This is a genomic window from Serratia sp. 14-2641, from assembly GCF_001692375.1.
GTDB lineage: Bacteria > Pseudomonadota > Gammaproteobacteria > Enterobacterales > Enterobacteriaceae > Chania > Chania fonticola_C.
On sequence record NZ_LXKR01000095.1, the window covers coordinates 27,168 to 53,369 of the forward strand.

Here is a 26,202-nt window from a genome sequence, read left to right on the forward strand (position 1 = left end):
TTTATCCATAAAATAATTAACGGTGTAGCCCATGTCAACGAGAATACCAGAGGTTGAAACCAGTGTTAATCTACTGCGCAGTATAATCTGGCAGTATGATAACGCTGAATCAGTTAAGTCTTTAATTTCGCAGAAAAATGAGTGGTACAAAAAGGAACAGACTGAATTCTGGGATAACTGGTTTCGCGACGTGTTCGACATCCGAACCGCTAACGATTTCGGCTTAGAAATCTGGTCAATCATCCTCGGAGTGTCGTTCCTGGTTCCCGACTGCCCCGGCAAAGTGCTGACCACGGAGCAGAAGCGCCTGATCTGCCGGTTGCGTTACTACCAGTTGATCGCTCGCTGCACCATTCCCGAAGTGAACGAAATAACGATGAAGCTGTTTGCGACCGAGGACGGGAAAGCCTACGCACTCGATCCGCTCGATATGTCGTACATCATGTACGTGTTCACAGAGCAACCCACCAGCGCTGTAGCGTTGATCCTGGCTAAGTATGACCTATTACCGCGCCCGGCCACTGTAGGCCTGAAATATCGCGTTATTCGCTACGTCCCGTTTGGGTTCGGACAGTATTACCAAAACTTTGATAACGCTCCGTTCTGGGACGGTGGCAGTCTGATTAACTATGCCTGGCGCATCAACTTATCGTTTGATAACAACTCCGGTTTACTGAGTGGTGTTATCTCATCATCTGATAGCACTATCGATCTCTCCGGCGTTGATGTAACCCTGTTCTACACGAACATTGCAACCGGGCAGACGCTTACACGCGATGTTGTTACCACCGTTGGCGGAAAATTCACGGATACAGTACCGGACTCTGTTCGTTATAGAGTCGTTGCCAAGGCCCAGATATTCACCCCGATTTGCACAACGGATGATGTTGAGTCCCGGCCATTTGAGTTTATTTACATCATCCCCGGCGCACGGTTTGTTATGCGCATTGATAGCCCTACACGACCAATATTTTACGCCAGAATGGACGAGGTTTTTACTGTTGATTATGGCGATGGGGTAGACAGCAAGGATTACCGCTTTGTCACTGATGAATATAGCCCCGGCATGGCTTACGGGTGGGTTATCGCTACTCGCCCACTTACTGTAGGTACTGATTACACCATCACGGTAAAGCGCAGTGACACTATCAGGTTCTGTAGTAACACTACGCTTACGAGTGGAATGGTATTTAATACACTACGCGAGCTAATCACGGTATCTGGTGGCAGGGCCGATATGACCTATTTCGCCAAGGATTGCACCGGCCTTTACTTGCTTCACGATGGCGTATTTGATTACTTGCCAAATGCGGCCGATTTCAGGTCTTCATTTAATGGTTGCGTGAGTCTGCTGACGCTTCCCGAGGGATTGTTTGATAACTGTATTAACGCTGATTCATTTTTCCAAACCTTCAGGCAATGCACAGCCCTTACTCTACTGCCTAGTGGTCTGTTTGATAAATGCGTGAACGCCACATCATTCCGAGAAACATTCAACGTTTGCAGCGGCCTTATTAGTCTTCCGCCGAGATTGTTTGCAAACCTGAAAAAAGTAGGTGATTTCCAGTTAACGTTCGGCCAGTGCTCATCACTAAAGGCTTTACCGGATGGGCTATTCATGGGGTGCTCGGCGAACCAATCTTTTTACAGCACGTTTAGTAGCTGTAGCAATATTGTCACGATCGCACCTAACGTATTCAAAGGGAACCTGGCAGCACTAACGCTTTACAATACGTTCGCAGGAGCTACGGCGCTTACGGCCATTCCTGATGGATTGTTTGATGATTGTGTGAGTGCATTAAACTTCGAAGGTACTTTCCTTCGTTGTTATGCCCTAAAAGGTATTCCATCTGGATTATTTAAAAATATCGCAGGCGGTTATTTCAGAAACACATTCTATCAGTGTAATGGACTGCTATCTGTACCTGATGGTTTGTTTGAGGGGTTGTCTAGTGCTAACAGTTTCTATCAAACTTTCTTCAACTGTGCATCACTAAAAACGGTAGGGAATCGAGTTTTCAAAGGGTGCTCAACAAATACAGATTTCAGTTATATATTCACGAACTGCGCGGCGCTTGTTTCTGTCGGATTGGATATATTTTCAGGGTGTACGAGCGCCACTACATTCTCTAATGCATTTTCGGGGTGTTCTTTACTGGCAAACATGCCATTATTTACTGACTGCAATAAAGTTACAACATTCGCCTCTTGTTTCCAGGCTTGCCGGTCATTAGCATCAATAACGCCATATGCATTTGATGGAAAGACGCTGTGTAGCACATTTCAGTATGTCTTTTATGGTTGCTCCTCATTAACAACGACGCCACAAGGTGTATTTAGAGGTTGTGCTGCGGCAACATCTTTCTCGTATGCGTTCCAGAATTGTACCGGGTTGACCTCTCTTTCTGGAGATATGTTTGAAGGTTGCATTAAGACAAATGATGTTCAGTATATGTTTGATGGCTGTACGTCCTTACCGTCATTGCCGGTTACACTATTAAACTGGTTTACCGCGCTTCAATCCAATACCGCCCGCATGTTTGGCGGTTGCACAGCATTGACTGGGATTCCCGCAGGATTTTTCGATAAGTGCATAAACTTGACCGTGTTGTCATCTTCTTTCTTGTCTTGTAGAAATTTGACCACCTTGCCAGCGGCAATGTTTAAATACAACGTGAAACTGACAACGGTCAGCGGTATGTTCGCTAGCTGTGATATTCGAAGCATTCCTGTGGATACATTTGCAACTTGTCCTTTAATGATATACTTCGATACATTCCTAAGCGAGAATGTAAACTTTTCAGGAATACCAGAAGATTTATTTGTTAATAACCCTAATGCAATCTCGTTCTCTAACACATTCTACCACACGAACATAACCAGCGTTCCCGCCGGACTGTTCAGGAATAATACGAAAGCAACTAATTTCAACAATACATTCTACTATTGCTTTAGCTTAGCAACGGTAGGTGCTGGTCTATTTAATAATACATCAGCCCAGATAATTACCGGCCTATTCGGTTCCTGTAGGCTTTTGGAGAGTGACTTGAATGTAATATTCAACTTACCAATCTACCCTAAAATTACCAGCGCGAGCACTGCATTCTATAACTGTAATTTAATGAAGGGTAAAGGTCTTGATTTTATTGCGGCGGTACCTGCCGTTACAGCGCCCGGTAATAAAACGAATGCATTCTATCAAACAACCAGTTTAACTGACTATAATCAAATCCCTGCTGCGTGGGGCGGAGGCGGAGCATAATGAAAACTTTTTATAAAATAAAGTCACTAATAGGCTATCAGCAGACTGATGGAGTGTTTCGTGATTACTTAATGCAACTCCGCGATGCTGAGGTCATTGAAATAAATGATGGTGATATCGTAGGTAATAACGTCAGCGATGATTTTTATCGAAGACTTGCCGCCGTTTTCGGTGTCCAACTTGATGAAGATTTAAATCCGATTATAAATATACCCGAGGATTCACAATAATGAATCAGCATTTTTTCCGTATTCCGTTCGCAGAAAGTGGTGACAAGCAGTCTATCCCAAACGAGGTAAACTCAGAGGGTTATGTAAGCTTTCCTGCTGGGTGGGGGGATGATTATCAGCGCGACCTTAAAACCGATCCTCACGCCAAGCCGGTCGGCAGAAAGGAAATGAATGGCATACTTAATGCGATTACCGTCGCGATCCGTCAATACCAGACCACAGGTTTTCCCGAGTTTATAGCAGCAGCCGACAATGGCGGCACCGCCTACCCTTACACAGTGGGAACGGTGGTGCAGTATGCGGGCAAGTTGTATGTCTCGTTGATTGCCAATAACACCTCCGTACCTGGTGCAGATAGTAACTGGCAGGCGTTTATTTATAAACGTGCTGCGCAGGCGGACGCAGATGAAGGCACAGACAACACGCTGATCATCACGCCGCCCGTACTGAAAGCCTCTATAACTAACGCGCTGAAAAATGTCGTAACCGACCTGTCGCCGTATCTGCTACCCGTTGGTGTTATCGTTAATTGGGGCTCTACTGTGCCGCCAGATGGCTGGATCGAGGCTAACGGCCAGGCGTTTGATCGCTCGAAAAACCCTAAGCTGTTTGCCGTTTACCCGTCAGGCCGCGTCCCAGACCTGCGCGGGCGTTTTGTGCGAGGGTGGGCGCATGGTTCCTCTGCCGATCCTGAGCCAGGGAGAGGTATTGGCAGTGAGCAGGCACCGGCAGATCTGGAGCATTATCACTACACTGGCCGCTTGTGGGATGTTGCAGGTCGCAATGATGATATCTGGTTGATCAATCGCCCGGATGACACAACCGGACAGCAATTTGGTTCGTTCGTTATTACCGGGGATTCTGGCTGGTCGCGTCTTGGCTCTTACCCTCAGAGCGGTACCGGCCAATTCAGCGGTACCGGGAATGCGGTCAAGCAAAGCGGGCAGGGTGGAATGCCTGACCCTTATCCTGCAAACACTGCGCTAATGTACATCGTGAAGACTGACGGCGCGGATAATATCGTGCCGGATCCGACCCCGACAAACATTGTCGTCACGCCGTCGGCGCTAACTGTTGGTGTGGGCGCCACGCAGCAGTTTACAGCGCAAGTGTTTCCCGCTGACCTGGCCGCTAAGTTCCCTGTCACATGGACGAGCTCGAATTCTGCAGTCGGTACGATCAGCGCTGCGGGCCTGTTCACCGCAAAAGCGGCAGGGACAACGGACATTATCGCCAGTGTCAGCAGTGGTTTGAGTGTTCGCGTGACTGTGCGCGTAGACGTGCTCTTAACGTCGATTGCCCTGGCTGCAATTCCGAATCAGATCACGGGCAATACTTACACCTTGCAGGTAACTAAAACGCCGTCTAACGCAACGGAGGTTATCAACTACGCTTCGACCGATAACGCAGTTGCTAGCGCGTCAGCAGCTGGTGTGCTGGCTGCCGGTTCTGCGGGTACCGCAACGATCAGCGTAACCGGTGCCGTGTCCGGCAAAACGGCAAGCAGGCCTGTAACAGTTACCGCCGCGCCGGTTGTCGCTGAATGGCTGGCCATCAAAAATAACTTGTCGGAAATTGCCACAGCAGGAACGGCAGCACAAACAGCAGCGCGCAATAACTTGGCGCTTAAGGCGCTGGCCACGAAAGACAGCCTCACGGCGGGGGATGTTGGGGCCGTTCCTCTTGCCGGTGCGGCTATGCCTGCTGGTACCAATCTCAACAACGTGACCACCGCGGGGCAGTATTTTCAGAACATCACCAGTAATGCCACGCTAGCGCTGAATTACCCAGAGGCTGTAGCCGGATCCTTGGAAGTGTTGAAAACCGGCGTTGACACTGTTGGTTGTCGGCAGGTGTACCGGCCATACAACTCAGGGGCGGAATATCAGCGCTACGGATTTGGCAGCCCGTTCGCATGGGGAGCTTGGGGGAAAACCGTCACAGGACTATCGTCAGCGCTGGATTCTAACCGGGAAGATATCGCGGCCACGCCTGCGGCAATTCTTGCGCTGGCCAGCATGATCGGTGGCCTCGGAGATAACTCTCAAATCGATGAAAACGGCTTTTGGCGTCATGCGGCTACCGGCTTCATGATCCAGTGGGGCTTTATTGATGCATCGGGAACAGGAAGCTCAGTAGTAACGCTGCCGCGCCCCTATACAACCAAGCACTTTGTGACGATCCCCTCAGTGATGCGCGGCTCTGCGAGTGATAACTCGATGTGGAACCCTGTTGTTTCAGAGCTGGGCCTGTCATCTGTCAGGATCAGCTACGGATCTGGTGAGTCGAAACTGTACTGGGTATCGATCGGTAAATAGTCACCACAGCCTCGCTATTGCGGGGCTTTTTTTTGGAGAATAACATGTCAGACGGAACCAAAATTTCAGAGTTGCCGATTGCGAAAAACCTCGACCTAGCGAGCGTCGTCCCTGTTGCCAACGGAGGTGTAACCGAAAAAGCCACGGTTAAAGATATCGTGGCCCTTGCTCCTGCGGCCGTAACCCTGCTGACGCCGACAACCAATTTAAACTCGGTCACAACGGCGGGGCTTTATATCGCGCCAGGCGGGGAAACCAGCCAGGGATCGTACAACATGAACTACCCGTTCGGCGTGGGTGCTGGATCTGAAATCCAGTTGAGCGTATCCGTAGACTCTGGCGGGCAGATCACGCAATCGCTGCTATGTTCTTGGACAGCATCTGATCCAGGGCCGTGGGTGCGCGTGCGCAGCGGGTCATCATGGAGCGCATGGACTAGACCTGTAGACACAGGAACCTTTAATTCTAAGGGGGTGCAGCAAGTAAACTACGGTCAATCTGGGTTACAGGTGCATAAGCCGGGCGGGTCAGTAAGCTCTGCATGGTACTACTCGGCACCGGATGGCACGACGAGCAAGCCTAATCCTAAAACTACTCCTACGGCAAACGAGGGGGTGGCATTGGGCCTAACAAACCCTTATTCAAAACCCACACAGGGTGTTTTCGGTGGCGTTGTGTTAGCGGTGGATTCAGACGGCAGGGCGTTTACCAACGTTGACCGGAAAAACCCAGGAACGACAGAAAACCCAGGTGATATAAACTGGCGAGAGCTTGTTTCTGTTCACATTAAAGACCTGGTGGAAATTCCCGATGCTACCGTAGGGACGCAGGTCGAAACCCTCAACAAGATACTGACCGTCATGCGCGCCGCTGGCATGATCAAAATCTAAGGGGCAGTTACAGCCAAGAGGCGAAATCACATCTTGGCTGTAACTCGTTGATAGTGATTAATTATAACGAATCGTTAGAATTAGCAAATCATTCTTTGTTCAGCTTGGATTTTTGCAAAGTGTCAAATTTTTCGTGTAGCGACTTCGGATACAGCGCGGTATAGACCTGCCACAGCGTGTTGAGATTTTTATGCCCGGTCACCTGGGCAACTTCTTCGATACTAAAACCCGCCTCAAACAGTCGGCTGGCTCCCTCCCGGCGCAGATCGTGATAACGGAGGTCTTCAATCCCTAAGCTCTTTCTAACTTTATAAAATGAAACGCTTATTGATTTTGAGTTATATGGAAAAATATATTCAGAGGTTTTAGGCTGTCGCGCCACGATCTCCCACGCCTCTCCCAGTAGCGGTACGGCCATGTGGTTACCAACCTTTTTGCGCGGATCTTTCCGGTCACGAACGAGTACCGACCTTTGTTCGTTATCCACGTCATCCCATCGGATTTTGCAAACCTCACCGACCCTCATGCACGACAGTATGGAGAAATTAAAAATATCGGTGAACGGTATCCGAGATTGCGCGTACCCCTCTCTTTTAGTAAGCGCCTCAGTGATGCGCTCTATTTCATCCGCCTCAGGCCTACGGGTGCGCCGTTGCGACTTTGAGATTAGCCCCATATTGTTGAGCATTGGCCGCGCGGTGCTGACTGGGTTATCTGTGTACTCGATCCCATAGATTGGTTTTGCAGACGAAAGAACGGTGCCGAGATAGCTTAAATCGTGAGATATCGTGGCCGGACTCAAACCCTTTGAGGCGCGGTATCTGCAATGTTCGATGATATCGCTAGATTGGAGGCTTGATAGGGGGATCGACGCAACGTCGCAACTGAGTAAGGTGTTGAGAACGAATAGCTTGTCTTTTCCTGACCGCTGGCCAGTGCCTGGATCAGCTAGATATTTTTGAATGAGTTCACCTACAGTCATTTCTGAGGAGGAGTTTTCTTTAGGCACTCCGTTTTTTTCTATCTCGGCGACTCGATTTGTCCCCCACGTTTTAGCTAGTGACTGCTTGCTAAAAGTGCGGTTCTCTCTATAAAGGTATTTTCCCTTTTCTTTAACGCCAACAGTACAGCGGTACCTAGCCGTGCCATCTGCCTTGAGTCTTTTTTCAATGCTAAAGTAAGCCATTACTCCCACCTTATAAGCTTTTAGGGGAATCCAGGGGTTCCGAGGGGTGCTGATTGGGGTGCTGATGGTCGTAAAATACATTGAAAGGTCTAGAAATGCATTAAAATAGCAATTTATTATTATACGCTTAGCTGGCATCTCGTCTGGGATGAGGCGGATTGCCTGGGTTTTCATACACCCATGCAATCCGATGGTACACCGGATAACCATTCGATAAAACCGCGTTGAGGGACGCGCCTAGGGTTGCCATGTCACAAATGTCGCGTAAGCTAGAACAAACTGAAACCGGTTACCCTTTCTCATTAAGGAGAGCAAATGAAGCAAATCGTTTATGTCGCCAGCCCGGAGAGCCAGCAGATCCACGTATGGCAGTTAGACGACAAGGGCGCACTGGCACTGCTACAAACGGTCGAGGTGGCGGGGCAGGTACAGCCGATGGCGATCCATCCGGATAACACCCATCTGTATGTTGGGGTACGCCCGGCGTTTGGCATTGTCAGCTACCGTATCGCGGAAGATGGCACGTTGCATGAGGCAGGGATGGCACCTTTGCCAGGCAGCCCAACCCATATTTCCACCGATTTGCAGGGGCGTTATCTGTTCTCGGCGTCTTACAGCGGCAACTGTGCCAGCATCAGCCCGATTGGCCATGATGGCGTAGTGCTGGCGCCTACCCAGCAGATCGATGGCCTGACCGCGCCGCATTCGGCCAATATTGACCCTACCAATCAATTGCTGCTGGTGCCGTGCTTGAAAGAGGACCGCATCCGCCTGTTTAATCTGAGCCAGCAGGGCCAACTGACGCCACACGGCCAAGAAGCCGTAGCGACGGCAAGCGGAGCAGGCCCGCGCCATATGGCATTCCATGGCAACGATAAATTTGCTTACTGCGTTAATGAATTGGATGGCACGGTGGACGTATTCGCCATCGAAGCCAACGGTGGCAAATATACGCTGGTGCAAAGCCTGGACATGATGCCTGCCGATTTCACCGGCACCCGTTGGGCGGCGGATATCCACCTCACGCCAAACGGCCGTTTCCTGTATACCAGCGATCGCACCGCCAGCATTCTGACCGTATTCAGCGTCTCGGAAGACGGCGGCAAGATTGCGGTGGTTGGCCACCATGCCACAGAAGAACAGCCGCGTGGTTTCAATATCGATCACAGCGGTCGCTTCGTGATTGCGGCAGGGCAGAAATCTGGCCATATCGGTGTGTATCAGATTGACCAAGACAGCGGTGAGCTGACGGACGTGGCGCGTTACCCGGTGGGTAAAGGCCCAATGTGGGTGAGCGTGCTGGCAAAATAGTGGGTTAAAAAATGGGGCGAAGCGCTTCGCCCCTCAAGGTTTCTCAGCTGTATTTTACCGTCAACGTCGCTTTGCCAAGGCTATGGAAGTGGATGTTAAAACCGACCATTGCGCCGCTCGCCTCTGCGTCCACTGGAATGCTTTCCACGTCCAACGCATGCACGGTGAACTGATAACGATGGCTTTCCCCCTGCGGCGGAGCCGCGCCACCGTAACCGGCCTTACCGAAATCGGTACGGGTCTGCACTGCGCCAGCAGGTAGCCCCGGTTTGCCGGAACCCGCACCTTGCGGCAGTTCATGCACGTTTGCCGGGATATTGGCGACCACCCAGTGCCACCAGCCGGAGCCGGTAGGGGCATCGGGATCGTAAACCGTGATGGCAAAGCTCTTGGTGCCCGCAGGTGCATCTTCCCAGGCCAGATGAGGGGAGAGGTTGTCCCCGTGGTAGCCCATGCCGTTAAATACCTGCCGTTCAGGCATTTTTGCGCCGTCTTGCAGATCGTTGCTGTACAAACGAAAAGCCATAATGACTCCCAGTTGTCTGAAATACCGAACCCCTAAGCTAGATCGGTTTGCCGGCACAGTACAACCTTAAAACCGTTACTCCACCGCCGCGGCGATCGCTGCCGTTAGCCGGGTGAGCTGTTCTGGCGTGATGACATAAGGCGGCATCAGGTAAATCAGTTTACCGAAGGGCCGGATCCACACGCCGCGTTCGACAAATCCGCGTTGCAGCAACGCCACATCCACCGGCTGATGCATTTCCACCACGCCAATTGCCCCAAGCACCCGCACGTCGGCCACTTTGGGTGAAACTACCAGCGGTAAGAGCTGCTGTTTAAGCTGTGCTTCAATGGCGGCGACCTGATGTTGCCAGCGATTTTCCTCCAGCAAGGACAGGCTGGCGCAGGCGACGGCACAGGCCAGCGGGTTACCCATAAAGGTTGGACCATGCATAAAGCAGCCTGCGGCCCCATTACTGATCGTTTCTGCAATGTGGCGCGTGGTCAGGGTGGCGGAAAGGGTCATATAGCCACCGGTTAGCGCTTTGCCCAGGCAGAGAATATCCGGCACCACGTCGGCATGTTCACAGGCAAACAGTTTGCCGGTGCGGCCAAAACCGGTGGCGATCTCGTCGGCGATCAGCAGGATCTGGTAGCGATCGCAAAGTTCCCGCACGCGTTGCAGATAGGTTGGATGATAGATGCGCATCCCACCGGCTCCTTGCACCACCGGCTCCAGGATCACGGCGGCAATTTCCCCGGCGTGCTGCTCCAGTAATTCGGCAAACGGAACAATGTCCTGTTCGTCCCAAGGCTGGTCAAAACGGCACTGCGGCGCGGTGGCAAACAGGTGGGTGGCCAAATAGCCCTGATACAGACTGTGCATGGAGTTGTCCGGATCGCAGACCGACATTGCGCCAAAGGTATCACCATGATAGCCGTGGCGTAAGGTCAGGATGCGCTGCCGCCGTTCGCCACGGGCCTGCCAATATTGCAGCGCCATTTTTAACGCCACTTCAACCGCCACCGAGCCAGAATCTGCCAGGAATACGCACTGCAAAGCTTCCGGCGTCATCGCTACCAGCTTGCGGCACAGTTCAATAGCGGCGGGATGAGTGATGCCGCCGAACATCACGTGCGACATTTTCTCCAACTGCTGCACGGCTGCCTGATTCAGGTGCGGATGATTGTAACCGTGGATCGCCGCCCACCAGGAAGACATGCCATCCACCAGCAGGCGGCCATCGTCCAGTTGCAGCTCGACGCCGCTGGCGGACACCACCGGATAGCAAGGCAAGGGTTGGGTCATGGAGGTGTAAGGATGCCAGATGTGGCGTCGATCGAATTCAATATCGCAGGGAGAAACAGACATTAATCGTAAACCAAATTTTAATAGAATGGTTGACAGTATAATCGCAAACTCTACACTGACGACACTTTTTTCCCTTTTGGAGACGCCGTAAATGGCCGATCGCATTCACTGGACAGTGGGGCAAGCCCAGGCCCTGTTTGATAAACCCTTACTCGAACTGCTGTTCGAAGCACAGACCATTCATCGCCAACATTTTGATCCGCAACAGGTGCAGGTCAGCACGCTGCTGTCGATCAAAACCGGTGCCTGCCCGGAAGACTGTAAGTACTGCCCGCAAAGCTCGCGCTATAAAACTGGCCTGGAATCCGAACGGCTGATGCAGGTGGAACAGGTGCTGGAATCGGCGCGCAAGGCTAAAGCGGCCGGTTCGAGCCGTTTCTGTATGGGGGCTGCCTGGAAAAACCCGCACGAGCGCGATATGCCTTATCTGCAACAGATGGTGCAGGGCGTCAAGGCTATGGGGATGGAAACCTGCATGACGTTGGGCACGCTGGATGGTGCGCAGGCGGAACGGCTGGCCGAAGCGGGGCTGGATTATTACAACCATAACCTGGACACCTCGCCGGAATTCTACGGCAACATCATCACTACCCGCAGCTATCAGGAACGCCTGGATACCTTGGATAAGGTGCGTAACGCCGGGATCAAAGTCTGCTCCGGTGGGATTGTCGGGCTGGGCGAAACGGTACGTGATCGCGCTGGGCTGTTGGTGCAATTGGCCAATCTGCCCAAGCCGCCGGAGAGCGTGCCGATCAATATGCTGGTGAAGGTGAAAGGTACGCCATTGGCCGATAATGACGACGTCGATCCGTTCGACTTTATCCGCACCATTGCCATTGCCCGCATCATGATGCCAACGTCCTACGTCCGCCTTTCGGCAGGCCGTGAACAGATGAGCGAGCAGACTCAGGCGATGTGCTTTATGGCCGGAGCCAACTCCATCTTCTATGGCTGCAAGCTGTTAACCACGCCCAACCCGGAAGAGGACAAGGATCTGCAACTGTTCCGCAAGCTGGGCCTGAATCCGCAGCAAACCGCCACCGAACAGGGCGACAATCAGCAACAGCAGGTGCTGACCGAGCAGTTGCTGCACGCCGATACCGCCGAATTCTACAACGCGGCGCTGTAATGAGCTGGCAGCAACGGATCGAACAGGCGCTGGAGGAGCGGCGAGGAGCCGCTGCTTATCGGCAACGTCAAGTGAATCAAGGCGGTAATGGCCGTTATCTGCAGCTTGACGGCCAGCGCTATGTGAATTTTTCCGGCAACGACTATCTGGGCCTGAGCCAACATCCTGAGGTGATCGCCGCCTGGCAGCAGGGGGCACAGCGCTATGGTGTTGGCAGCGGTGGTTCTGGCCACGTCACCGGTTTTTGCCATGCTCATCATGAGCTGGAGCAGCAACTGGCGGAGTGGCTCGGTTACCCGCGAGCGTTGCTGTTTATCTCCGGCTATGCGGCCAATCAGGCATTGTTGGCTGCCCTGATGCAGGCCGACGATCGCATTCTGGCGGATAAGCTCAGCCACGCCTCTATATTGGAAGCGGCCACTTACTCACCGGCGCAACTGCGGCGTTTTCGCCATAACCAGCCCCAGGCATTGGCCACCTTGCTGCAAAAAGAGTGTGCAGGCCAACAGTTGGCGATCACCGAAGGGGTGTTCAGCATGGACGGTGATAGCGCACCGCTGGCCGAACTACATCGGTTGACGCAGCAGGCAGGTGCCTGGCTGATGGTGGATGATGCGCACGGGATTGGTGTTCGTGGCGAGCAAGGGCGCGGCAGTTGCTGGCAGCAAGGTGTACGCCCGGAGGTGTTGGTCGTCACCTTTGGCAAAGCATTCGGCGTCAGCGGTGCGGCGATCCTCTGCGATGAACCGTTGGCTGAGTATCTGCTGCAATTCGCCCGTCATCTGATTTACAGCACCGCGATGCCGCCCGCTCAAGCCTGTGCCTTGCAAGCGGCCTTAAGCTGTATTCAGCAAGGGGATGAATTACGTAGTCGGCTGCAAAAACACATTCAGCATTTTCGTGCCGGAGTGGCGGGTCTGCCGTTAACGCTAACCGCGTCAGATACCGCTATCCAACCGTTGTTGGTGGGGGATAACCAACAGGCGCTGGATTTGGCGCAGCGCCTGCGAGAGCAGGGGTTGTGGGTCAGCGCCATCCGTCCACCGACGGTACCACCGGGGGGGGCACGGTTACGCATTACGCTCACTGCGGCACACCAGCCACAGGATATCGATCGCTTGCTGGAGGTATTGCATGACGTCTGCCATTGATACGGTGAACAAGCAGGCGGTGGCGGCGGCCTTCAGCCGGGCAGCGGCGAGCTACGATACCGCAGCGGTACTGCAACGGGAGGTTGGTGAACGCTTACTGGGGATGGGGCTGTCTCATCCAGGCCAACAGGTATTGGATGCCGGTTGCGGCACGGGCTATTTCAGCCGTCGTTGGCGCGAGCTGGGCAAGCAGGTCAGCGCGCTGGATCTGGCTCCGGGCATGCTGGCTTTTGCCCGCCAGCAGCAAGCGGCGGATCGCTATCTGCTGGGGGATATCGAGCACATCCCTTTGCCGACCGCCTCGGTGGATATCTGTTTTAGCAGCCTGGTGGTGCAGTGGTGCAGCGACCTGCCTCTTGCGTTGGCAGAGTTGTATCGGGTGACGCGGCCCGGTGGACTGATCCTGTTTTCTACTTTGGCTGAAGGGGCTTTACACGAGTTAGGCGACGCCTGGCAGCAAGTCGATGGTGAGCGTCATGTTAATGACTTCCTGCCGCCAGCTCACATCGCCGCCGCCTGTCATCCCTACCGGCACCAGCTTACGGCAGATTGGCAAACGCTTAATTATCCCGACGTGATGACGCTGATGCGATCGCTAAAGGGCATCGGTGCGACTCACCTGCATCAAGGGCGCGAGGCTGGCCTGCTTTCACGCCAAAGGCTTGCCGCGTTGCAGGCTGCTTATCCTTGCCGGGACGGGCAGTTTCCTCTCAGTTATCATCTGGCTTATGGAGTGATTTATCGTGATTAAGCGCTGGTTCGTCACCGGAACCGACACCGAAGTGGGCAAAACCGTGGCCAGCAGTGCCTTGCTCCAGGCCGCACGCGCGGCAGGATGGCGCTGTGCTGGCTATAAACCGGTAGCGTCAGGCAGTGAGATGACCGATGAAGGGTTACGTAACAGCGATGCGTTGGCACTGCAGAGAAACAGCAGCGTAGCGCTGGATTACGCCGTAGTGAACCCTTATACCTTTGCAGAACCGACCTCGCCGCATATCGTCAGCCAGGCCGAAGGGCGGCCCATCTCGCTAACACGGCTTTCCACCGGTTTACGTCATCTTGAGCAACGTGCAGACTGGCTTTTAGTCGAGGGCGCAGGCGGGTGGTTTACGCCGCTTTCTGAGCATGAAACCTTTGCCGACTGGGTGCAGCAGGAGCAACTGCCGGTGATCCTGGTGGTGGGCATCAAGCTGGGCTGCATCAATCATGCTCTATTGACTGCGCTGGCGATCCAACAGTCAGGTCTGACCCTGGCAGGCTGGATCGCCAATGACGTCACTCCGCCGGGAAAACGACATCAAGAGTACCTTGCCACTCTTTGCCGCCTATTGCCCGCGCCCCTGTTGGGCAAGATCCCACATTTACCGCAGGTAGAGCAGCAGGCATTGGGACAGTATCTCGATTTAACCAGGTTGAACTCTTAACCTGATGGCCCACGGAGGGGCCAGAATCAGTCCGTCAGATAGGCATCAATCAGCCCCTCATCCAACTGCCCCAGCGTGCCATTGGCCACGTTACGGCCTTTATCCATCAGACAGAAGCGGTCAGCCAGATGGCGGGCAAAGGGGAGTTGGTGCTCAACCAGCAAAATGGTCATGCCCAGCTCCTGATTTAGCTTACGGAGCACCAGGCCGATCTCCGTCGCCAGGGAAGGTGACATACCGGCGGTGGGTTCATCCAGGATCAGCAGTTCCGGTTCCAGCATCAGAGCGCGGCCTAAGGCCAACTGCTGTTGCTCACTTTGGCACAGGTCGCCCGCACGGCGCATACGCATCGCCTGCAGCCGGGGGAACAGATTGTAAATGATGGGGGGCATACGGCGGACCTTGCCACGCCCGGCCAGCAAGGCTACCTGCAGGTTCTCTTCTACGCTCAGTTGGGAAAAAATTTGGCGCCCTTGTGGCACGTAACCAATGCCCAGTAATGCCCGGTTTTCTACCGGCTGTGGCAACAGGTTTTGCGGTGGCTCATCCGCCAACTGCCAGGTCATACTGCCGCTGACGATCGGCAGGTGTCCCATGATGCAATTGATCAGCGTAGTTTTGCCCACCCCATTACGGCCAAGCAACAGGGTGCATTGCCCACGAGGCAACTCAAGGCTGACATCCCACAGCGTATGCTGTTGCCCATAATATTGGTTAACCGCCCGTAAGCTTAACATTTGGCATCTCCTCCAAGACCGATATTCACGTATGGATAACGTTGACCGCAGCAAGCGGTGTCTCTCCCGGGTGTGGCAAATGCTGTGCTGATTACCCTAATCGCGGCTCAGGCTAAAAAATTGGAAAATGGCGGCTACCGGTCGTTTGGCGGCTCTAGGGGGGCTTTTTGGTATGCAATGAACTTTTTCGCCGAAGATAACCGAGCTGGCTCCGGCCGGTTTTAGCCAGAATGTGCCGGTTCTTCTGCAAGTAACGCCCCGAAACAGGAAATGCAATTCCCAGGCCATCACGCGTTGCGCAACAAAAAAGGCGGTTTGTTATTGCTTTGTTAACTGATTTTGTCCAGTGCTCAGAGGGCTCTGCCAAGGCCAGAAGGTTAACCTGGGCGTTTTTTGCACCGTTACCGTGCGGCATGGCAAGCTGTTGGTGCAAGCCCTAAAGGTTGTTGCCGCAACTTGCAACCCCTGGCAAGCGAAATAGGTAAAAGAAGAATTTTGTTATCACGGCTTTTAGCATTAATCGGCATAACCAAAGCGATAATATTGTCAAAAAATAACTAAAAAACCGGCTCCGTTGACGTTTCATCGGGAAAAGCGTTCTTTCCGCAACTCCCGCCCCCCGTGGGGTAGTGAGAGTTATCCACTATTCCTGTGGATAACCTTGTGCATTATACTTAGAAAAGCGGTGTGAACAGAGAGCGGGCGCGGGTTGTGTGCAGGTTGTCCGCATTCTCGTCTTTTTATTAAATATATTTAATATCAATAAGTTAATTAAAATCAAGCCAGCGGATACCGTTAACGTACCAATGGGCGATTTTTTAGCGTATTGACGGCCAAAAGTTAATTCGTGACGCAATCTGGGGATAACAGGGTGATTGACAATAAAAATGTCATGGTATTGTCACCTTGCCGGTGCGTTCGCGCCCCGTTAACGGACGCAATAGCGTAAATCCGCTTGAAGCTGGTTTTATATCCAGTATCATGGGCACTGGCGGAAATCTTCCGGTCTTTCCATAATTAGGCCGCTACCGTCTGGCCGCAAACCTGAAAGATGATGGGGATATGAGCAAACATTTCAAACTGCATTCCGAATTCAAACCGGCCGGCGATCAGCCGCAAGCCATCCAAAAGCTGGAAGAGGGCCTGGAAGACGGCCTGGCGCACCAAACGCTGCTGGGCGTGACCGGCTCGGGTAAAACCTTTACCATCGCCAATGTGATCGCCGATCTCAACCGGCCCACCATGGTGCTGGCGCCCAACAAGACCCTGGCGGCGCAGCTGTATGGCGAGATGAAAGAGTTCTTTCCCGAGAATGCGGTGGAATATTTTGTCTCCTACTACGATTACTACCAGCCAGAAGCCTATGTGCCTAGCTCCGATACCTTTATCGAGAAAGACGCCTCGGTCAACGAACATATCGAGCAGATGCGCCTGTCGGCCACCAAAGCGCTGCTGGAGCGGCGTGACGTAGTGGTGGTGGCTTCGGTTTCCGCGATCTACGGCCTGGGCGATCCGGATTTGTACCTGAAAATGATGCTGCACCTGACCAAGGGCATGATCATCGATCAGCGTTCGATCCTGCGCCGTCTGGCCGAGCTGCAATATACCCGCAACGATCAGGCTTTCCAACGCGCCACCTTCCGCGTGCGTGGCGAAGTGATCGACATTTTCCCGGCAGAATCGGACGAGTTGGCGCTGCGCGTTGAGCTGTTCGACGAAGAGGTCGAACGCCTGTCGCTGTTCGATCCGCTAACCGGCCAGATTGAGCAGGTGGTGCCACGCTTTACCATCTACCCCAAATCTCACTACGTTACCCCGCGTGAACGTATCGTGCAGGCGATGGAAGAGATCAAGGTAGAACTGGCCCAGCGGCGTAAAGTGCTGCTGGAAAACAACAAGCTGTTGGAAGAACAGCGTTTGACGCAGCGTACCCAGTTCGATCTGGAAATGATGAACGAGCTGGGTTACTGCTCCGGTATCGAAAACTACTCGCGCTATCTTTCCGGGCGCGGTGAGGGCGAGCCACCGCCAACCCTGTTCGACTACCTGCCCGCAGACGGATTACTGGTAGTGGATGAATCCCACGTCACCATCCCGCAGATCGGCGGCATGTTCAAAGGCGATCGCTCGCGTAAAGAGACGCTGGTGGAGTACGGCTTCCGTCTGCCTTCGGCGCTGGATAACCGGCCGATGCGTTTTGAAGAGTTTGCCGCTGCGGCACCGCAGACCATCTACGTGTCCGCCACGCCGGGCAAATATGAGCTGGAGAAATCCGGCGGCGATATTATCGATCAGGTGGTGCGCCCGACCGGCCTGCTGGATCCGATCGTGGAAGTGCGCCCGGTGACCACTCAGGTGGACGATCTGCTTTCCGAGATCCGCAAGCGTGTGGCCATCAACGAGCGCGTACTGGTCACCACGTTGACCAAGCGTATGGCAGAAGACCTGACGGAATACCTGGAAGAGCACGGGGAGCGGGTGCGTTATCTGCACTCGGACATCGATACGGTAGAACGTGTCGAAATCATCCGTGATTTGCGCCTGGGGGAATTTGACGTGCTGGTGGGTATTAACCTGTTAAGGGAAGGCCTGGACATGCCAGAGGTATCGCTGGTGGCGATCCTGGACGCGGACAAGGAAGGGTTCCTGCGTTCTGAGCGCTCACTGATCCAGACCATTGGCCGAGCGGCGCGTAACCTCAACGGTAAAGCGATCCTGTATGGTGACAGGATCACCGATTCAATGGCCAAGGCAATCGGCGAAACCGAACGCCGCCGCGCCAAGCAGCAGGCGCATAACGAAGCCAACGGTATCGTACCTCAGGGTCTGAACAAGAAGGTTTCGGATATTCTGCAACTTGGGCAACCAAGCAGCCGTGGCAAGCACAAAGGGAAGGGCAAAGCGGCAGAGAGCGCGGCGCAATACAAACTGCTCACCCCCAAAGCGCTGGAGCAAAAAATCCAGGAATTGGAGGCACAGATGTATTCTCATGCGCAGAATCTGGAGTTCGAACAGGCCGCTGCGGTGCGTGATGAAATCCACCAACTGCGCGAGCAGTTTATCGCGCTATCATAGTGAACCCAAGGGGCGTGGTATGCGCGCCCCGGTAAATTTTCTTGCCGTACGCCCGTTTGCTGATTAAGGTGTGCGCCCCAAGTATTGAGACGAGTAGCCGCCATGACCGCAACCCCATCCCCATCCAAAGACCCGTTACACGGTATTACGCTGGAGCAACTGCTGAACAAGCTGGTAGCCCAATATGGCTGGAACGGGCTGGCAGAGCGTATTCGCATCAACTGCTTCAGCAGCGATCCGAGCATCAAATCCAGCCTCAAGTTCTTGCGCCGCACCCCGTGGGCACGCAAGCAGGTGGAAGATCTCTACATCGACAGCGTTAGCGATAATCCTTGGTTCCGTGGTCAAGATTAATCGCGGCTAGCTAGCTGCACCAACGCGGTATCCAGCGCCTGGCGTAATAGCAGGCGATCGTGGCGATACGGGATATCGCTGGCTTCCAGCGGTTGTTGCACCACAATGCGATCCTGCATGGCGCTGGTATCCACCGCCGGGCCAACGATCACTGCATCAATCATTTTACGGCCGATCTTCTCTTCCATCAGCGCCAGTTTGTCTTGCAGCGTCAGTGCGGCTGCCGCGACGCTCAGTTCGCGGCCCAGATTACCGATATACACCATATTGGCGCTGCTGCGTCGCAGGGCCTGAGTCAGATCCTCAAGCAGCAACAGTGGCATCAGGCTGGTAAGAAAACTGCCTGGCCCGATCAGGATCAGATCGGCCTGCGCGATCGCCTCAACCGCTTCACGGGTGGCGTGTACCGGCGGCGAGAGCATCAGCTCTTGTGGCATGATCCTTAGCTGATCGATATTCACTTCGCCGTAGACCTGGTGCCCCTCATGATCGTGGGCCATCAGATCGACCGGCTGTTCCGACATCGGGATCAGCGCCGCGTCGATCTTCAGCAGACTACGCACCAGATTGATCGCCTCCAGCGGGCGCACGCTCAGATGATCCAAGGCTTTCAGCATCAGATTCCCCAGGTTATGCCCCGCCAGCTCCCCATTGCCGCTAAAACGGTATTCAAACATCGCTGAGGCGACGCTAGGCTCGGTAATCAGCTGATTGAGGCAATTACGGGTGTCACCCCAGGCAATGCCGCCTTCAGAACGGCGGATGCGGCCGGTAGAACCGCCGTTATCGGTGGTGGTGACAATGCCGGTCAGGCGAGAACCCAACGACGACAGCGAAGACATCACACGGCCAAGGCCGTGACCACCACCTAATGCCACGACGCGATCAAGATCGGCCAGGGTACGGTTGCGCATAAAATTCCTTAACTCAGGGTAGGTAGACTGCCTGCATAAAGTAGCGGATTTGGCACAAAAACGCGATAAAGAGTGCGATTTGCGTGATTCTGGTCAATTCGCTGGCATAACGGTTGTTTATTATGGTTATCCAGACCTGAGAGGGTGAAAAATCGCTGTATACACAAGTATATAGCGTGAATCCACATTGGCTATCGCGGCTGTTTAGCGCTAGAATTCTCGGGAAAACCACGGTTTCGTTCCGGCTACTTGAGGTAGCGGGAATGGGATCAAAACTCCTAGCCTTGGTACCTACGTTGTTCTTTGGAGCGATAGGGTATCCTGGCCGTGGCGAAGTCAGCCACCAGGGTGCAGAGTGGAAACGCTCGCATCTCCCGTATTTGGAAGGTGTTACAGGTGCCGCAACTTATTGATGCTTTTGAGCGCAAATTCTACTATTTGCGCCTATCGATCACCGACGTGTGTAACTTTCGTTGCACCTACTGTCTGCCGGATGGCTATAAACCGAGCGGCAGCCCCAAGACCTTCCTCTCTCTGGATGAAATTCGGCGCGTCAGCCGTGCCTTTGCCGAACTGGGTACCGAAAAGGTACGCCTGACCGGCGGTGAGCCTTCTTTACGCCGCGATTTTACCGACATCATTGCCGCTGTGCGCGAAAACCCGGCGATCCGAACCCTGGCTGTGACCACCAACGGCTATCGCCTGGCACGTGATGTGGCCAGTTGGCGTGATGCGGGCCTAACGGCGATTAACGTCAGCGTAGATAGCCTTGACGCACGCCAGTTTCATGCCATCACCGGCCAGGACAAGTTCCGCCAGGTGATGGAGGGCATCGATGCCGCCTTTACCGCCGGTTACAGCAAGGTGAAGGTGAATGCAGTGCTGATGCGTGATGTCAATCACCAGCAATTGGGCAGCTTCCTTAACTGGATCAAGGATCGGCCAATCCAACTGCGGTTTATCGAACTGATGGAAACCGGTGATGGCAGCGATCTGTTCCGCAAGCACCATGTGTCTGGCGAAGTGATCCGCCTGCAGTTGGAGCAGCAGGGTTGGCAGCGCCAAGTCCGTGGCCGCAGTGATGGCCCGGCGCAGGTATTCAGCCACCCGGATTATCAGGGCGAGATAGGGCTGATCATGCCGTACGAAAAAGATTTCTGTGCCAGTTGCAACCGCCTGCGGGTTTCCGCCATTGGCAATCTGCATCTGTGCCTGTTTGGTGAGCAAGGGATTACCCTGCGCGATCTGCTGGCGGATGACGGCCAGTTGGAACAGCTGAAAATGCGCATTCAAAGCGGGCTGCAAACCAAAAAGCAAACCCACTTCCTGCATCAGGGCAATAGCGGTCTCACGCAGAACCTTTCGTTTATCGGCGGTTGATACGATTTCCTGTAGCAATGGGGAACGTCAGATGATGAATACGAGCTCGAACGGTCCCCCTCTCACTAAAGGAGAGGGTGAGGGGCCATCGACAATCAGGAGCACAACACACAATGAGCCAAACCAGCAGTGAATTTATTGCGGCCAAGATTGCCATTCTGACCGTTTCGGATCGCCGCACTGAAGCGGACGATACCTCCGGACAATATCTTCAAGAAGCCGTGCAGGAAACCGGCCATCAGGTGGTGGCGCGCGCCTTGGTCAAAGACAATATTTATCAGATCCGTGCGCAGGTTTCCGCATGGATTGCCAGCGATGACGTGCAGGCCGTGTTGATTAACGGCGGCACCGGCTTTACCTCCGGGGACAATACGCCAGAAGCGCTATTGCCGCTGTTTGACCGCGAAGTGGAAGGGTTCGGCGAACTGTTCCGCATGGTGTCATACGAAGAGATCGGTACCGCGACCATCCAGTCCCGCGCTTTGGCCGGTATTGCCAATCAGACGGTGATCTTCGCCATGCCGGGCTCCACCCGCGCCTGTCGTACCGCCTGGGAACGTATTATTGAAGAGCAGTTGGACGCGCGCCATCGCCCGTGCAACTTCTTACCCCATTTAAAGAAATAATCTATGACGCAGCTAACCCACATTAACGCCGCTGGCGAGGCCCATATGGTCGATGTCTCTGCCAAAGCGGAGACGGTACGTGAAGCCCGTGCCGAGGCTTTTGTAGAAATGCAGGCGGCAACGCTGGCGATGATTATCGACGGCAGCCACCATAAAGGCGACGTATTCGCCACGGCGCGTATTGCCGGAATTCAAGCGGCGAAGCGCACTTGGGAACTGATCCCTCTTTGCCATCCGTTGATGTTAAGCAAGGTGGAAGTACAGCTCGAAGCGCAACCGGAATTTAACCGCGTGCGTATCGAAACCTGCTGCCGTTTGACCGGTAAAACCGGGGTTGAAATGGAGGCGTTGACTGCCGCTTCGGTGGCAGCGCTCACCATCTACGACATGTGCAAAGCGGTGCAGAAAGATATGGTAATTGGCCCGGTGCGGCTGCTGGCAAAAAGCGGCGGCAAGTCCGGTGATTTTAAGGTGGAATCATGATCACTATTCTGTTTTTCGCGCAGGTGCGTGAACTGGTCGGTACCAATATGCTGAGCCTGCCGGCGCAGTACCTTACGGTTGAAGAGCTGCGTAAATCGCTGTGCGAGCGTGGCGATCGTTGGGCGCTGGCGCTGGAGCCTGGTAAATTGCTGACGGCGGTCAATCAATCCCTGGTGGCCGCAGAGCATCCGCTGCAAGCCGGTGATGAAGTGGCTTTCTTTCCACCGGTAACCGGAGGTTAACAGTGGAAAATACTCGTATCCGTGTTGGCCAGGCAACCTTTAGCGTAGGTGAAGAATACCAGTGGCTGGCACAGTGTGATGATGACGGCGCAGTGGTGACTTTTACCGGCAAGGTACGCAATCACAATCTGGGGGATGACGTCAGCGCGCTGTCGTTGGAGCATTACCCTGGCATGACTGAAAAAGCCCTTGAAGAGATCGTTGCACAAGCGCGGGCCCGTTGGCCATTGCAGCGGGCAACGGTGATCCATCGCATCGGTGATCTTTTCCCTGGTGATGAAATTGTGTTTGTCGGCGTGACCAGCGCTCATCGCAACATGGCCTTCGAGGCGGCACAATTTATTATGGATTACCTGAAAACCCGAGCGCCCTTCTGGAAACGTGAGGCGACCGGGCAGGGGGAGCGCTGGGTAGAGGCCCGCGATACGGATAAACAAGCCGCCAAGCGGTGGTAAATCGCGCCTCAACAGCGGAAATAAATCAATACCTTTGTCCGTTTCGCGCGGTGTTTTCTGTGGTACGCTTATTATTGGCAGGGGAAGTTCCCCGAAACTTGGCTCACATGTAAAAGGTAACCGTCATGGACCGATATCCACGTAATGGTTCGATCGTTGAACGTGCCAACAGCGGCATTCAGGCTTATATGGCGCAGGTGTATGGCTGGATGACCTGTGGCTTGCTGTTGACCGCATTTGTTTCCTGGTATGCAGCGCATACGCCTGCGATCATCAACTTTATTTTCTCTAGCCAGATCACCTTCTTTGGGCTGATTATCCTGCAGTTGGGCCTGGTGTTTGTGATTTCCGGCATGGTTAACCGCCTGAGCGGCACCATGGCCACTGGGCTATTTATGCTCTACTCGGCGCTGACCGGGTTAACGCTATCGAGCATCTTCATTGCCTACACCTATAGTTCGATCGCCAGCACCTTCGTGGTCACTGCGGGGATGTTCGGTGCGATGAGCCTGTACGGCTACACCACCAAACGCGATTTGAGCGGTTTCGGCAGCATGCTGTTTATGGGGCTGATTGGTATTGTGCTGGCGTCACTGGTGAACATCTGGCTGAAAAGCCCGGCGCTGATGTGGGCAATCACCTATATCGGCGTGCTGGTATTTGTGGGCCTGACGGCGTATGACACCCAGAAACTGAAAGCAATGGGTGAACAGCTGAATGCCGATGATAAAGACAGCTTCCGCAAATACGCCATCGTTGGCGCATTAACGCTGTATCTCGACTTTATCAACCTGTTCCTGATGCTGTTGCGTATCTTCGGCAACCGTCGCTAATACGCTAGCTCAGCAATAAATATCTGGCCCCGTTTTAACACGGGGCTTTTTTATAGGATTTTTCTGTCTTCTGGTTGAAAATTATCACCTTGACATCTATAAGGTTTTTTTTGTTTAATATCCGATGGATAGGGAGGGTAAAAGTCATATATGTCTTTTACTTAGGATGATAATAATATGGATTGTGAAAAACCATCATGGATAAGACCGAATTAAGTCAAAAATGGAAGGATCGTTTTGCTCTGTTTGATAGCGCCGGTGGGGATATTAACTCTCCGCAATATAAAAGCGCGATTAAAAACATGAAGTTCTTAGGCCGCATTAAATATGTATTTAATTTTTATGCTTTTTTCTTTGGCATTATTTATTTCTGCATACTTGGCTTATGGAAAAAAGGGTTAGTGATGTTCGGCGCGATTTTGGCGTTCAACGTGATCATTATAATTGTTGAATCCGCGACCGGAATGGATCTAGATGCGCTGGCCCGTGGTGTGAATATAGGTTATGCAGGTTCTTGTGCCACGATTGCCAACTATGCTTATTACCTCAAAGAAGTCAAAGGGTTGGATAGTTGGAACCCGTTAGAAGGTTTTACCAAGAAATCGTCGGCAAAGATCGCAGCAATGTAAGTGGAATATTTAAGGGCAATAAACTGTATTGCCCTTAACATGATAATGTAATCTTAGCTGCCGTTCATACTTACCGCTATTGCAATCAGATAGATGAAAAAGATCACCGCGCTAATGCACATAGTTAGGAATGCTGACCATTTCAATGTGGATTTAAATAATCCAACCAATGCAAAACATAAAACCAGCAGGTTTGCCATTAAATTGATGTAGCAGAATACGCTCGCCGTGGTATTGACCCATTCGGCAGTTTCTTCCGGCAAAGAAAACAGTATGATAAGCAGGATAACCATGCCTAACAGGTTGAACCAAGCCAGGTTAAGTCCAAAACGGACCATGCTGTTAAAAGAGTTTTCCTTTACTGCTGCTATTTCTGTCAAATCGCCCTCCATAAGCAATTAAATTACAGTACGCATATTCTACGCATTCTGTTTACGGTTTAACATCACTTCCATAGCGCTTCACTTCACCGAACATCGATAAATATTAAAGGCGGGGGCTGCATGCTGCGCCCCCACATGCCGAGTTGGTGGAAATTCTTTAGCAGTCTCAGCCGACCTCACCCGTCGGTTTTTTTGCGTCTGCTATTCAGGCAATCTTCCGTCTGAACATGGCATAGGCCGCGCTACCGGTGGTGGCGGTAATCACCAACAGTGGCCATAGGCTGTGCCAGATGATGCTGAAACCGGCATCCTTGAGGTAGATCTGCTTGGTGATATCGGTGAAGTGGCGGATAGGGTTGGCCCAGGTGAGATGCTGAAGCCAAACCGGCATATTCTCCACCGGCGAGACATAGCCGGAAAGCAGTATCGCCGGCATCATAAACACAAACACCCCGATAAACGCCTGCTGCTGCGTCGCGCACAGCGAAGAAATCAGCAGCCCGAAGCCCACCAAAGACAGCCCGTAAACCAGCATGGTGCCGTAGAACAGCAGCAACGAACCGGCAAACGGGATCTGGTAGGCAAAGATACCGATAAACAGCACGATCGAAGCCTGGAAGGTGGCAATGATCAGGGCCGGTACCGCCTTGCCGATAAAAATCTGCCAGGTGGTTAAAGGCGAAACCAACAACTGCTCCAACGTGCCTTGCTCACGTTCACGTGCGACGGAAAGCGAGGTAACGATCAACACGCCGATGGTGGTGATCATCGCGATCAGCGAAGGCACCACGAACCATTTGTAATCCAGATTCGGGTTATACCAGTTGCGTACCACCAGTTCGCTGTTGTTGGGCTTGGTACGCTGCCCAATCAGCTCATTCTGGTAGTCCTGCACGATCTGCTGCACATAGTTGGCGGCGATCTGCGCGCTGTTGGAGTTACGGCCATCGAGGATCAACTGCAACGGTGCGGTATTACCACTGGCGATATCCCGTGAGAAGTTGGCCGGGAAGCGGACCAGCAGCAGCGCCTTCTGATTATCAATAGTGGTTCTTATCTCCTGCGGGCTGCGCAACAACAGCACGTGAGAAAAGGCTTTGGCTTTGGCAAGGCGTTGAGTCAGTTCAATGGAGTGCTGGCCGCTGTCCTCACTGTACACCGCGATGGTGGCGTTGGTGACTTCCAGCGTAGCGGCGAACGGGAACAGCACCACTTGCAACAACACTGGCATAATCAGGATCGCGCGGGTCTGCGGATCGCGCAGTAGAGACTGCATTTCTTTAACGATCAACGTCCAGAGACGGTGAAACATGG

25 protein-coding genes and 1 riboswitch are annotated in these 26,202 nt (G+C 53.2%); of the genes, 18 read left to right on the forward strand and 7 right to left on the reverse strand.

The genetic code is table 11. The features are described 5' to 3' along the window. The first annotated feature begins 31 nt into the window (after positions 1-31). From A6U95_RS27055 to A6U95_RS27070, 4 genes are read left to right on the forward strand one after another with little or no spacing between them, the layout of a single operon-like run. Entirely contained in the window at positions 32-3,262 is a 3,231-nt protein-coding gene (locus A6U95_RS27055; RefSeq protein WP_065686736.1) for a DUF2612 domain-containing protein, read from the forward strand. Next, positions 3,262-3,492 carry a hypothetical protein gene (locus A6U95_RS27060; protein WP_065686737.1) on the forward strand — a complete coding sequence of 77 codons (231 nt, stop codon included), beginning with the start codon at positions 3,262-3,264 and terminating at the stop codon, positions 3,490-3,492. The genes A6U95_RS27055 and A6U95_RS27060 overlap by 1 nt, the downstream gene beginning before the upstream one ends. Next, positions 3,492-5,810 (forward strand): Ig-like domain-containing protein, encoded by a 2,319-nt coding sequence (locus A6U95_RS27065; protein ID WP_065686738.1) that lies wholly within the window; start codon positions 3,492-3,494, stop codon positions 5,808-5,810. The genes A6U95_RS27060 and A6U95_RS27065 overlap by 1 nt, the downstream gene beginning before the upstream one ends. 44 nt (positions 5,811-5,854) lie before the next feature. Beyond that, on the forward strand, positions 5,855-6,700 hold the full coding sequence (locus A6U95_RS27070; protein ID WP_065686739.1) for a pyocin knob domain-containing protein: 846 nt from the start codon (positions 5,855-5,857) through the stop codon (positions 6,698-6,700). An 88-nt stretch (positions 6,701-6,788) separates the two neighbouring features. Here the strand turns inward: A6U95_RS27070 and A6U95_RS27075 are convergent, their stop codons facing one another. Further along, a complete protein-coding gene (locus A6U95_RS27075) occupies positions 6,789-7,886 on the reverse strand; it encodes a site-specific integrase (protein WP_065686923.1) in 1,098 nt (365 codons plus the stop codon). Between the two features lie 315 nt (positions 7,887-8,201). Here A6U95_RS27075 and pgl point away from each other — a divergent pair, with 315 nt between their 5' ends. After that, entirely contained in the window at positions 8,202-9,197 is a 996-nt protein-coding gene (gene pgl / locus A6U95_RS27080; RefSeq protein ID WP_065686740.1) for a 6-phosphogluconolactonase, read from the forward strand. A 43-nt stretch (positions 9,198-9,240) separates the two neighbouring features. Here the strand turns inward: pgl and A6U95_RS27085 are convergent, their stop codons facing one another. Together A6U95_RS27085 and bioA are read right to left on the reverse strand one after the other, a co-directional pair. Then, the gene (locus A6U95_RS27085) at positions 9,241-9,723 is read right to left on the reverse strand and encodes a kinase inhibitor (protein ID WP_024530543.1); all 483 of its coding nucleotides are present in this window, start codon (positions 9,721-9,723) and stop codon (positions 9,241-9,243) included. 75 nt (positions 9,724-9,798) lie between these two features. After that, the gene (gene bioA, locus A6U95_RS27090; protein WP_065686741.1) at positions 9,799-11,073 is read right to left on the reverse strand and encodes an adenosylmethionine--8-amino-7-oxononanoate transaminase; all 1,275 of its coding nucleotides are present in this window, start codon (positions 11,071-11,073) and stop codon (positions 9,799-9,801) included. Positions 11,074-11,164: 91 nt separating this feature from the next. Here bioA and bioB point away from each other — a divergent pair, with 91 nt between their 5' ends. The 4 genes from bioB to bioD are packed head-to-tail and all read left to right on the forward strand — an operon-like array spanning position 11,165 to position 14,777. After that, the gene (gene bioB, locus A6U95_RS27095) at positions 11,165-12,202 is read left to right on the forward strand and encodes a biotin synthase BioB (protein WP_065686742.1); all 1,038 of its coding nucleotides are present in this window, start codon (positions 11,165-11,167) and stop codon (positions 12,200-12,202) included. Further along, complete coding sequence (gene bioF, locus A6U95_RS27100) at positions 12,202-13,353, forward strand: 8-amino-7-oxononanoate synthase (protein ID WP_065686743.1); 1,152 nt, start codon at positions 12,202-12,204, stop codon at positions 13,351-13,353. The genes bioB and bioF overlap by 1 nt, the downstream gene beginning before the upstream one ends. Continuing rightward, entirely contained in the window at positions 13,337-14,104 is a 768-nt protein-coding gene (gene bioC / locus A6U95_RS27105) for a malonyl-ACP O-methyltransferase BioC (protein ID WP_065686744.1), read from the forward strand. The genes bioF and bioC overlap by 17 nt, the downstream gene beginning before the upstream one ends. Next, complete coding sequence (bioD, locus tag A6U95_RS27110; protein WP_065686745.1) at positions 14,097-14,777, forward strand: dethiobiotin synthase; 681 nt, start codon at positions 14,097-14,099, stop codon at positions 14,775-14,777. Before bioC ends, bioD begins: the two co-directional genes overlap by 8 nt. A 26-nt stretch (positions 14,778-14,803) precedes the next feature. On the opposite strand, the gene A6U95_RS27115 is transcribed toward bioD, so the two are convergent. Further along, a complete protein-coding gene (locus A6U95_RS27115; RefSeq protein WP_024530549.1) occupies positions 14,804-15,514 on the reverse strand; it encodes an ABC transporter ATP-binding protein in 711 nt (236 codons plus the stop codon). A gap of 1,062 nt (positions 15,515-16,576) precedes the next feature. On the opposite strand from A6U95_RS27115, the gene uvrB reads away from it, so the two are divergent. Then, the gene (uvrB, locus tag A6U95_RS27120) at positions 16,577-18,589 is read left to right on the forward strand and encodes an excinuclease ABC subunit UvrB (RefSeq protein ID WP_024530550.1); all 2,013 of its coding nucleotides are present in this window, start codon (positions 16,577-16,579) and stop codon (positions 18,587-18,589) included. Positions 18,590-18,691: 102 nt separating this feature from the next. After that, positions 18,692-18,943, forward strand: a complete 252-nt coding sequence (locus A6U95_RS27125) for a VF530 family protein (protein ID WP_065686746.1) — start codon at positions 18,692-18,694, stop codon at positions 18,941-18,943. Here the strand turns inward: A6U95_RS27125 and yvcK are convergent. Next, a complete protein-coding gene (gene yvcK / locus A6U95_RS27130; RefSeq protein ID WP_065686747.1) occupies positions 18,940-19,857 on the reverse strand; it encodes a uridine diphosphate-N-acetylglucosamine-binding protein YvcK in 918 nt (305 codons plus the stop codon). The two genes, A6U95_RS27125 and yvcK, sit on opposite strands and share 4 nt — an antisense overlap. A gap of 263 nt (positions 19,858-20,120) precedes the next feature. Beyond that, positions 20,121-20,263: riboswitch (molybdenum cofactor riboswitch) on the forward strand. On the opposite strand from yvcK, the gene moaA reads away from it, so the two are divergent. The 7 genes from moaA (at position 20,254) to A6U95_RS27165 (ending at position 24,505) form a co-directional block, all read left to right on the forward strand. Then, entirely contained in the window at positions 20,254-21,237 is a 984-nt protein-coding gene (moaA, locus tag A6U95_RS27135) for a GTP 3',8-cyclase MoaA (protein ID WP_021180395.1), read from the forward strand. Its footprint overlaps the riboswitch before it by 10 nt. A 113-nt stretch (positions 21,238-21,350) precedes the next feature. After that, the gene (gene moaB, locus A6U95_RS27140) at positions 21,351-21,863 is read left to right on the forward strand and encodes a molybdenum cofactor biosynthesis protein B (RefSeq protein ID WP_065686748.1); all 513 of its coding nucleotides are present in this window, start codon (positions 21,351-21,353) and stop codon (positions 21,861-21,863) included. A gap of 3 nt (positions 21,864-21,866) precedes the next feature. Beyond that, positions 21,867-22,346, forward strand: coding sequence for a cyclic pyranopterin monophosphate synthase MoaC (moaC, locus tag A6U95_RS27145; protein ID WP_024530554.1), 480 nt, complete (start codon positions 21,867-21,869; stop codon positions 22,344-22,346). Then, complete coding sequence (gene moaD, locus A6U95_RS27150; protein ID WP_024530555.1) at positions 22,343-22,588, forward strand: molybdopterin synthase sulfur carrier subunit; 246 nt, start codon at positions 22,343-22,345, stop codon at positions 22,586-22,588. Before moaC ends, moaD begins: the two co-directional genes overlap by 4 nt. 2 nt (positions 22,589-22,590) lie before the next feature. Continuing rightward, positions 22,591-23,043 carry a molybdopterin synthase catalytic subunit MoaE gene (gene moaE / locus A6U95_RS27155; protein WP_065686749.1) on the forward strand — a complete coding sequence of 151 codons (453 nt, stop codon included), beginning with the start codon at positions 22,591-22,593 and terminating at the stop codon, positions 23,041-23,043. A 125-nt stretch (positions 23,044-23,168) separates the two neighbouring features. After that, positions 23,169-23,876, forward strand: a complete 708-nt coding sequence (locus tag A6U95_RS27160; RefSeq protein ID WP_021180400.1) for a Bax inhibitor-1/YccA family protein — start codon at positions 23,169-23,171, stop codon at positions 23,874-23,876. Between the two features lie 197 nt (positions 23,877-24,073). After that, positions 24,074-24,505 (forward strand): DUF2628 domain-containing protein, encoded by a 432-nt coding sequence (locus A6U95_RS27165; RefSeq protein WP_065686750.1) that lies wholly within the window; start codon positions 24,074-24,076, stop codon positions 24,503-24,505. Between the two features lie 53 nt (positions 24,506-24,558). Here A6U95_RS27165 and A6U95_RS27170 read toward each other — a convergent pair whose 3' ends face one another. Together A6U95_RS27170 and A6U95_RS27175 are read right to left on the reverse strand one after the other, a co-directional pair. Beyond that, the gene (locus A6U95_RS27170) at positions 24,559-24,885 is read right to left on the reverse strand and encodes a hypothetical protein (protein WP_065686751.1); all 327 of its coding nucleotides are present in this window, start codon (positions 24,883-24,885) and stop codon (positions 24,559-24,561) included. A 208-nt stretch (positions 24,886-25,093) separates the two neighbouring features. Then, positions 25,094-26,200, reverse strand: coding sequence for an ABC transporter permease (locus tag A6U95_RS27175; RefSeq protein ID WP_024530557.1), 1,107 nt, complete (start codon positions 26,198-26,200; stop codon positions 25,094-25,096). Positions 26,201-26,202 lie beyond the last annotated feature (2 nt).

Excerpts from the sequence above, each read along its gene's own strand:
- A6U95_RS27055 (WP_065686736.1), top strand. The coding sequence starts at position 32 with ATGTCAACGAGAATACCAGAGGTTGAAACCAGTGTTAATCTACTGCGC.
- A6U95_RS27060 (WP_065686737.1), top strand. The coding sequence starts at position 3,262 with ATGAAAACTTTTTATAAAATAAAGTCACTAATAGGCTATCAGCAGACT.
- A6U95_RS27065 (WP_065686738.1), top strand. The coding sequence starts at position 3,492 with ATGAATCAGCATTTTTTCCGTATTCCGTTCGCAGAAAGTGGTGACAAG.
- A6U95_RS27070 (WP_065686739.1), top strand. The coding sequence starts at position 5,855 with ATGTCAGACGGAACCAAAATTTCAGAGTTGCCGATTGCGAAAAACCTC.
- A6U95_RS27075 (WP_065686923.1), bottom strand. The coding sequence starts at position 7,886 with ATGGCTTACTTTAGCATTGAAAAAAGACTCAAGGCAGATGGCACGGCT.
- pgl (WP_065686740.1), top strand. The coding sequence starts at position 8,202 with ATGAAGCAAATCGTTTATGTCGCCAGCCCGGAGAGCCAGCAGATCCAC.
- A6U95_RS27085 (WP_024530543.1), bottom strand. The coding sequence starts at position 9,723 with ATGGCTTTTCGTTTGTACAGCAACGATCTGCAAGACGGCGCAAAAATG.
- bioA (WP_065686741.1), bottom strand. The coding sequence starts at position 11,073 with ATGTCTGTTTCTCCCTGCGATATTGAATTCGATCGACGCCACATCTGG.
- bioB (WP_065686742.1), top strand. The coding sequence starts at position 11,165 with ATGGCCGATCGCATTCACTGGACAGTGGGGCAAGCCCAGGCCCTGTTT.
- bioF (WP_065686743.1), top strand. The coding sequence starts at position 12,202 with ATGAGCTGGCAGCAACGGATCGAACAGGCGCTGGAGGAGCGGCGAGGA.
- bioC (WP_065686744.1), top strand. The coding sequence starts at position 13,337 with ATGACGTCTGCCATTGATACGGTGAACAAGCAGGCGGTGGCGGCGGCC.
- A6U95_RS27115 (WP_024530549.1), bottom strand. The coding sequence starts at position 15,514 with ATGTTAAGCTTACGGGCGGTTAACCAATATTATGGGCAACAGCATACG.
- uvrB (WP_024530550.1), top strand. The coding sequence starts at position 16,577 with ATGAGCAAACATTTCAAACTGCATTCCGAATTCAAACCGGCCGGCGAT.
- A6U95_RS27125 (WP_065686746.1), top strand. The coding sequence starts at position 18,692 with ATGACCGCAACCCCATCCCCATCCAAAGACCCGTTACACGGTATTACG.
- yvcK (WP_065686747.1), bottom strand. The coding sequence starts at position 19,857 with ATGCGCAACCGTACCCTGGCCGATCTTGATCGCGTCGTGGCATTAGGT.
- moaB (WP_065686748.1), top strand. The coding sequence starts at position 21,351 with ATGAGCCAAACCAGCAGTGAATTTATTGCGGCCAAGATTGCCATTCTG.
- moaC (WP_024530554.1), top strand. The coding sequence starts at position 21,867 with ATGACGCAGCTAACCCACATTAACGCCGCTGGCGAGGCCCATATGGTC.
- moaD (WP_024530555.1), top strand. The coding sequence starts at position 22,343 with ATGATCACTATTCTGTTTTTCGCGCAGGTGCGTGAACTGGTCGGTACC.
- A6U95_RS27160 (WP_021180400.1), top strand. The coding sequence starts at position 23,169 with ATGGACCGATATCCACGTAATGGTTCGATCGTTGAACGTGCCAACAGC.
- A6U95_RS27165 (WP_065686750.1), top strand. The coding sequence starts at position 24,074 with ATGGATAAGACCGAATTAAGTCAAAAATGGAAGGATCGTTTTGCTCTG.
- A6U95_RS27175 (WP_024530557.1), bottom strand. The coding sequence starts at position 26,200 with ATGTTTCACCGTCTCTGGACGTTGATCGTTAAAGAAATGCAGTCTCTA.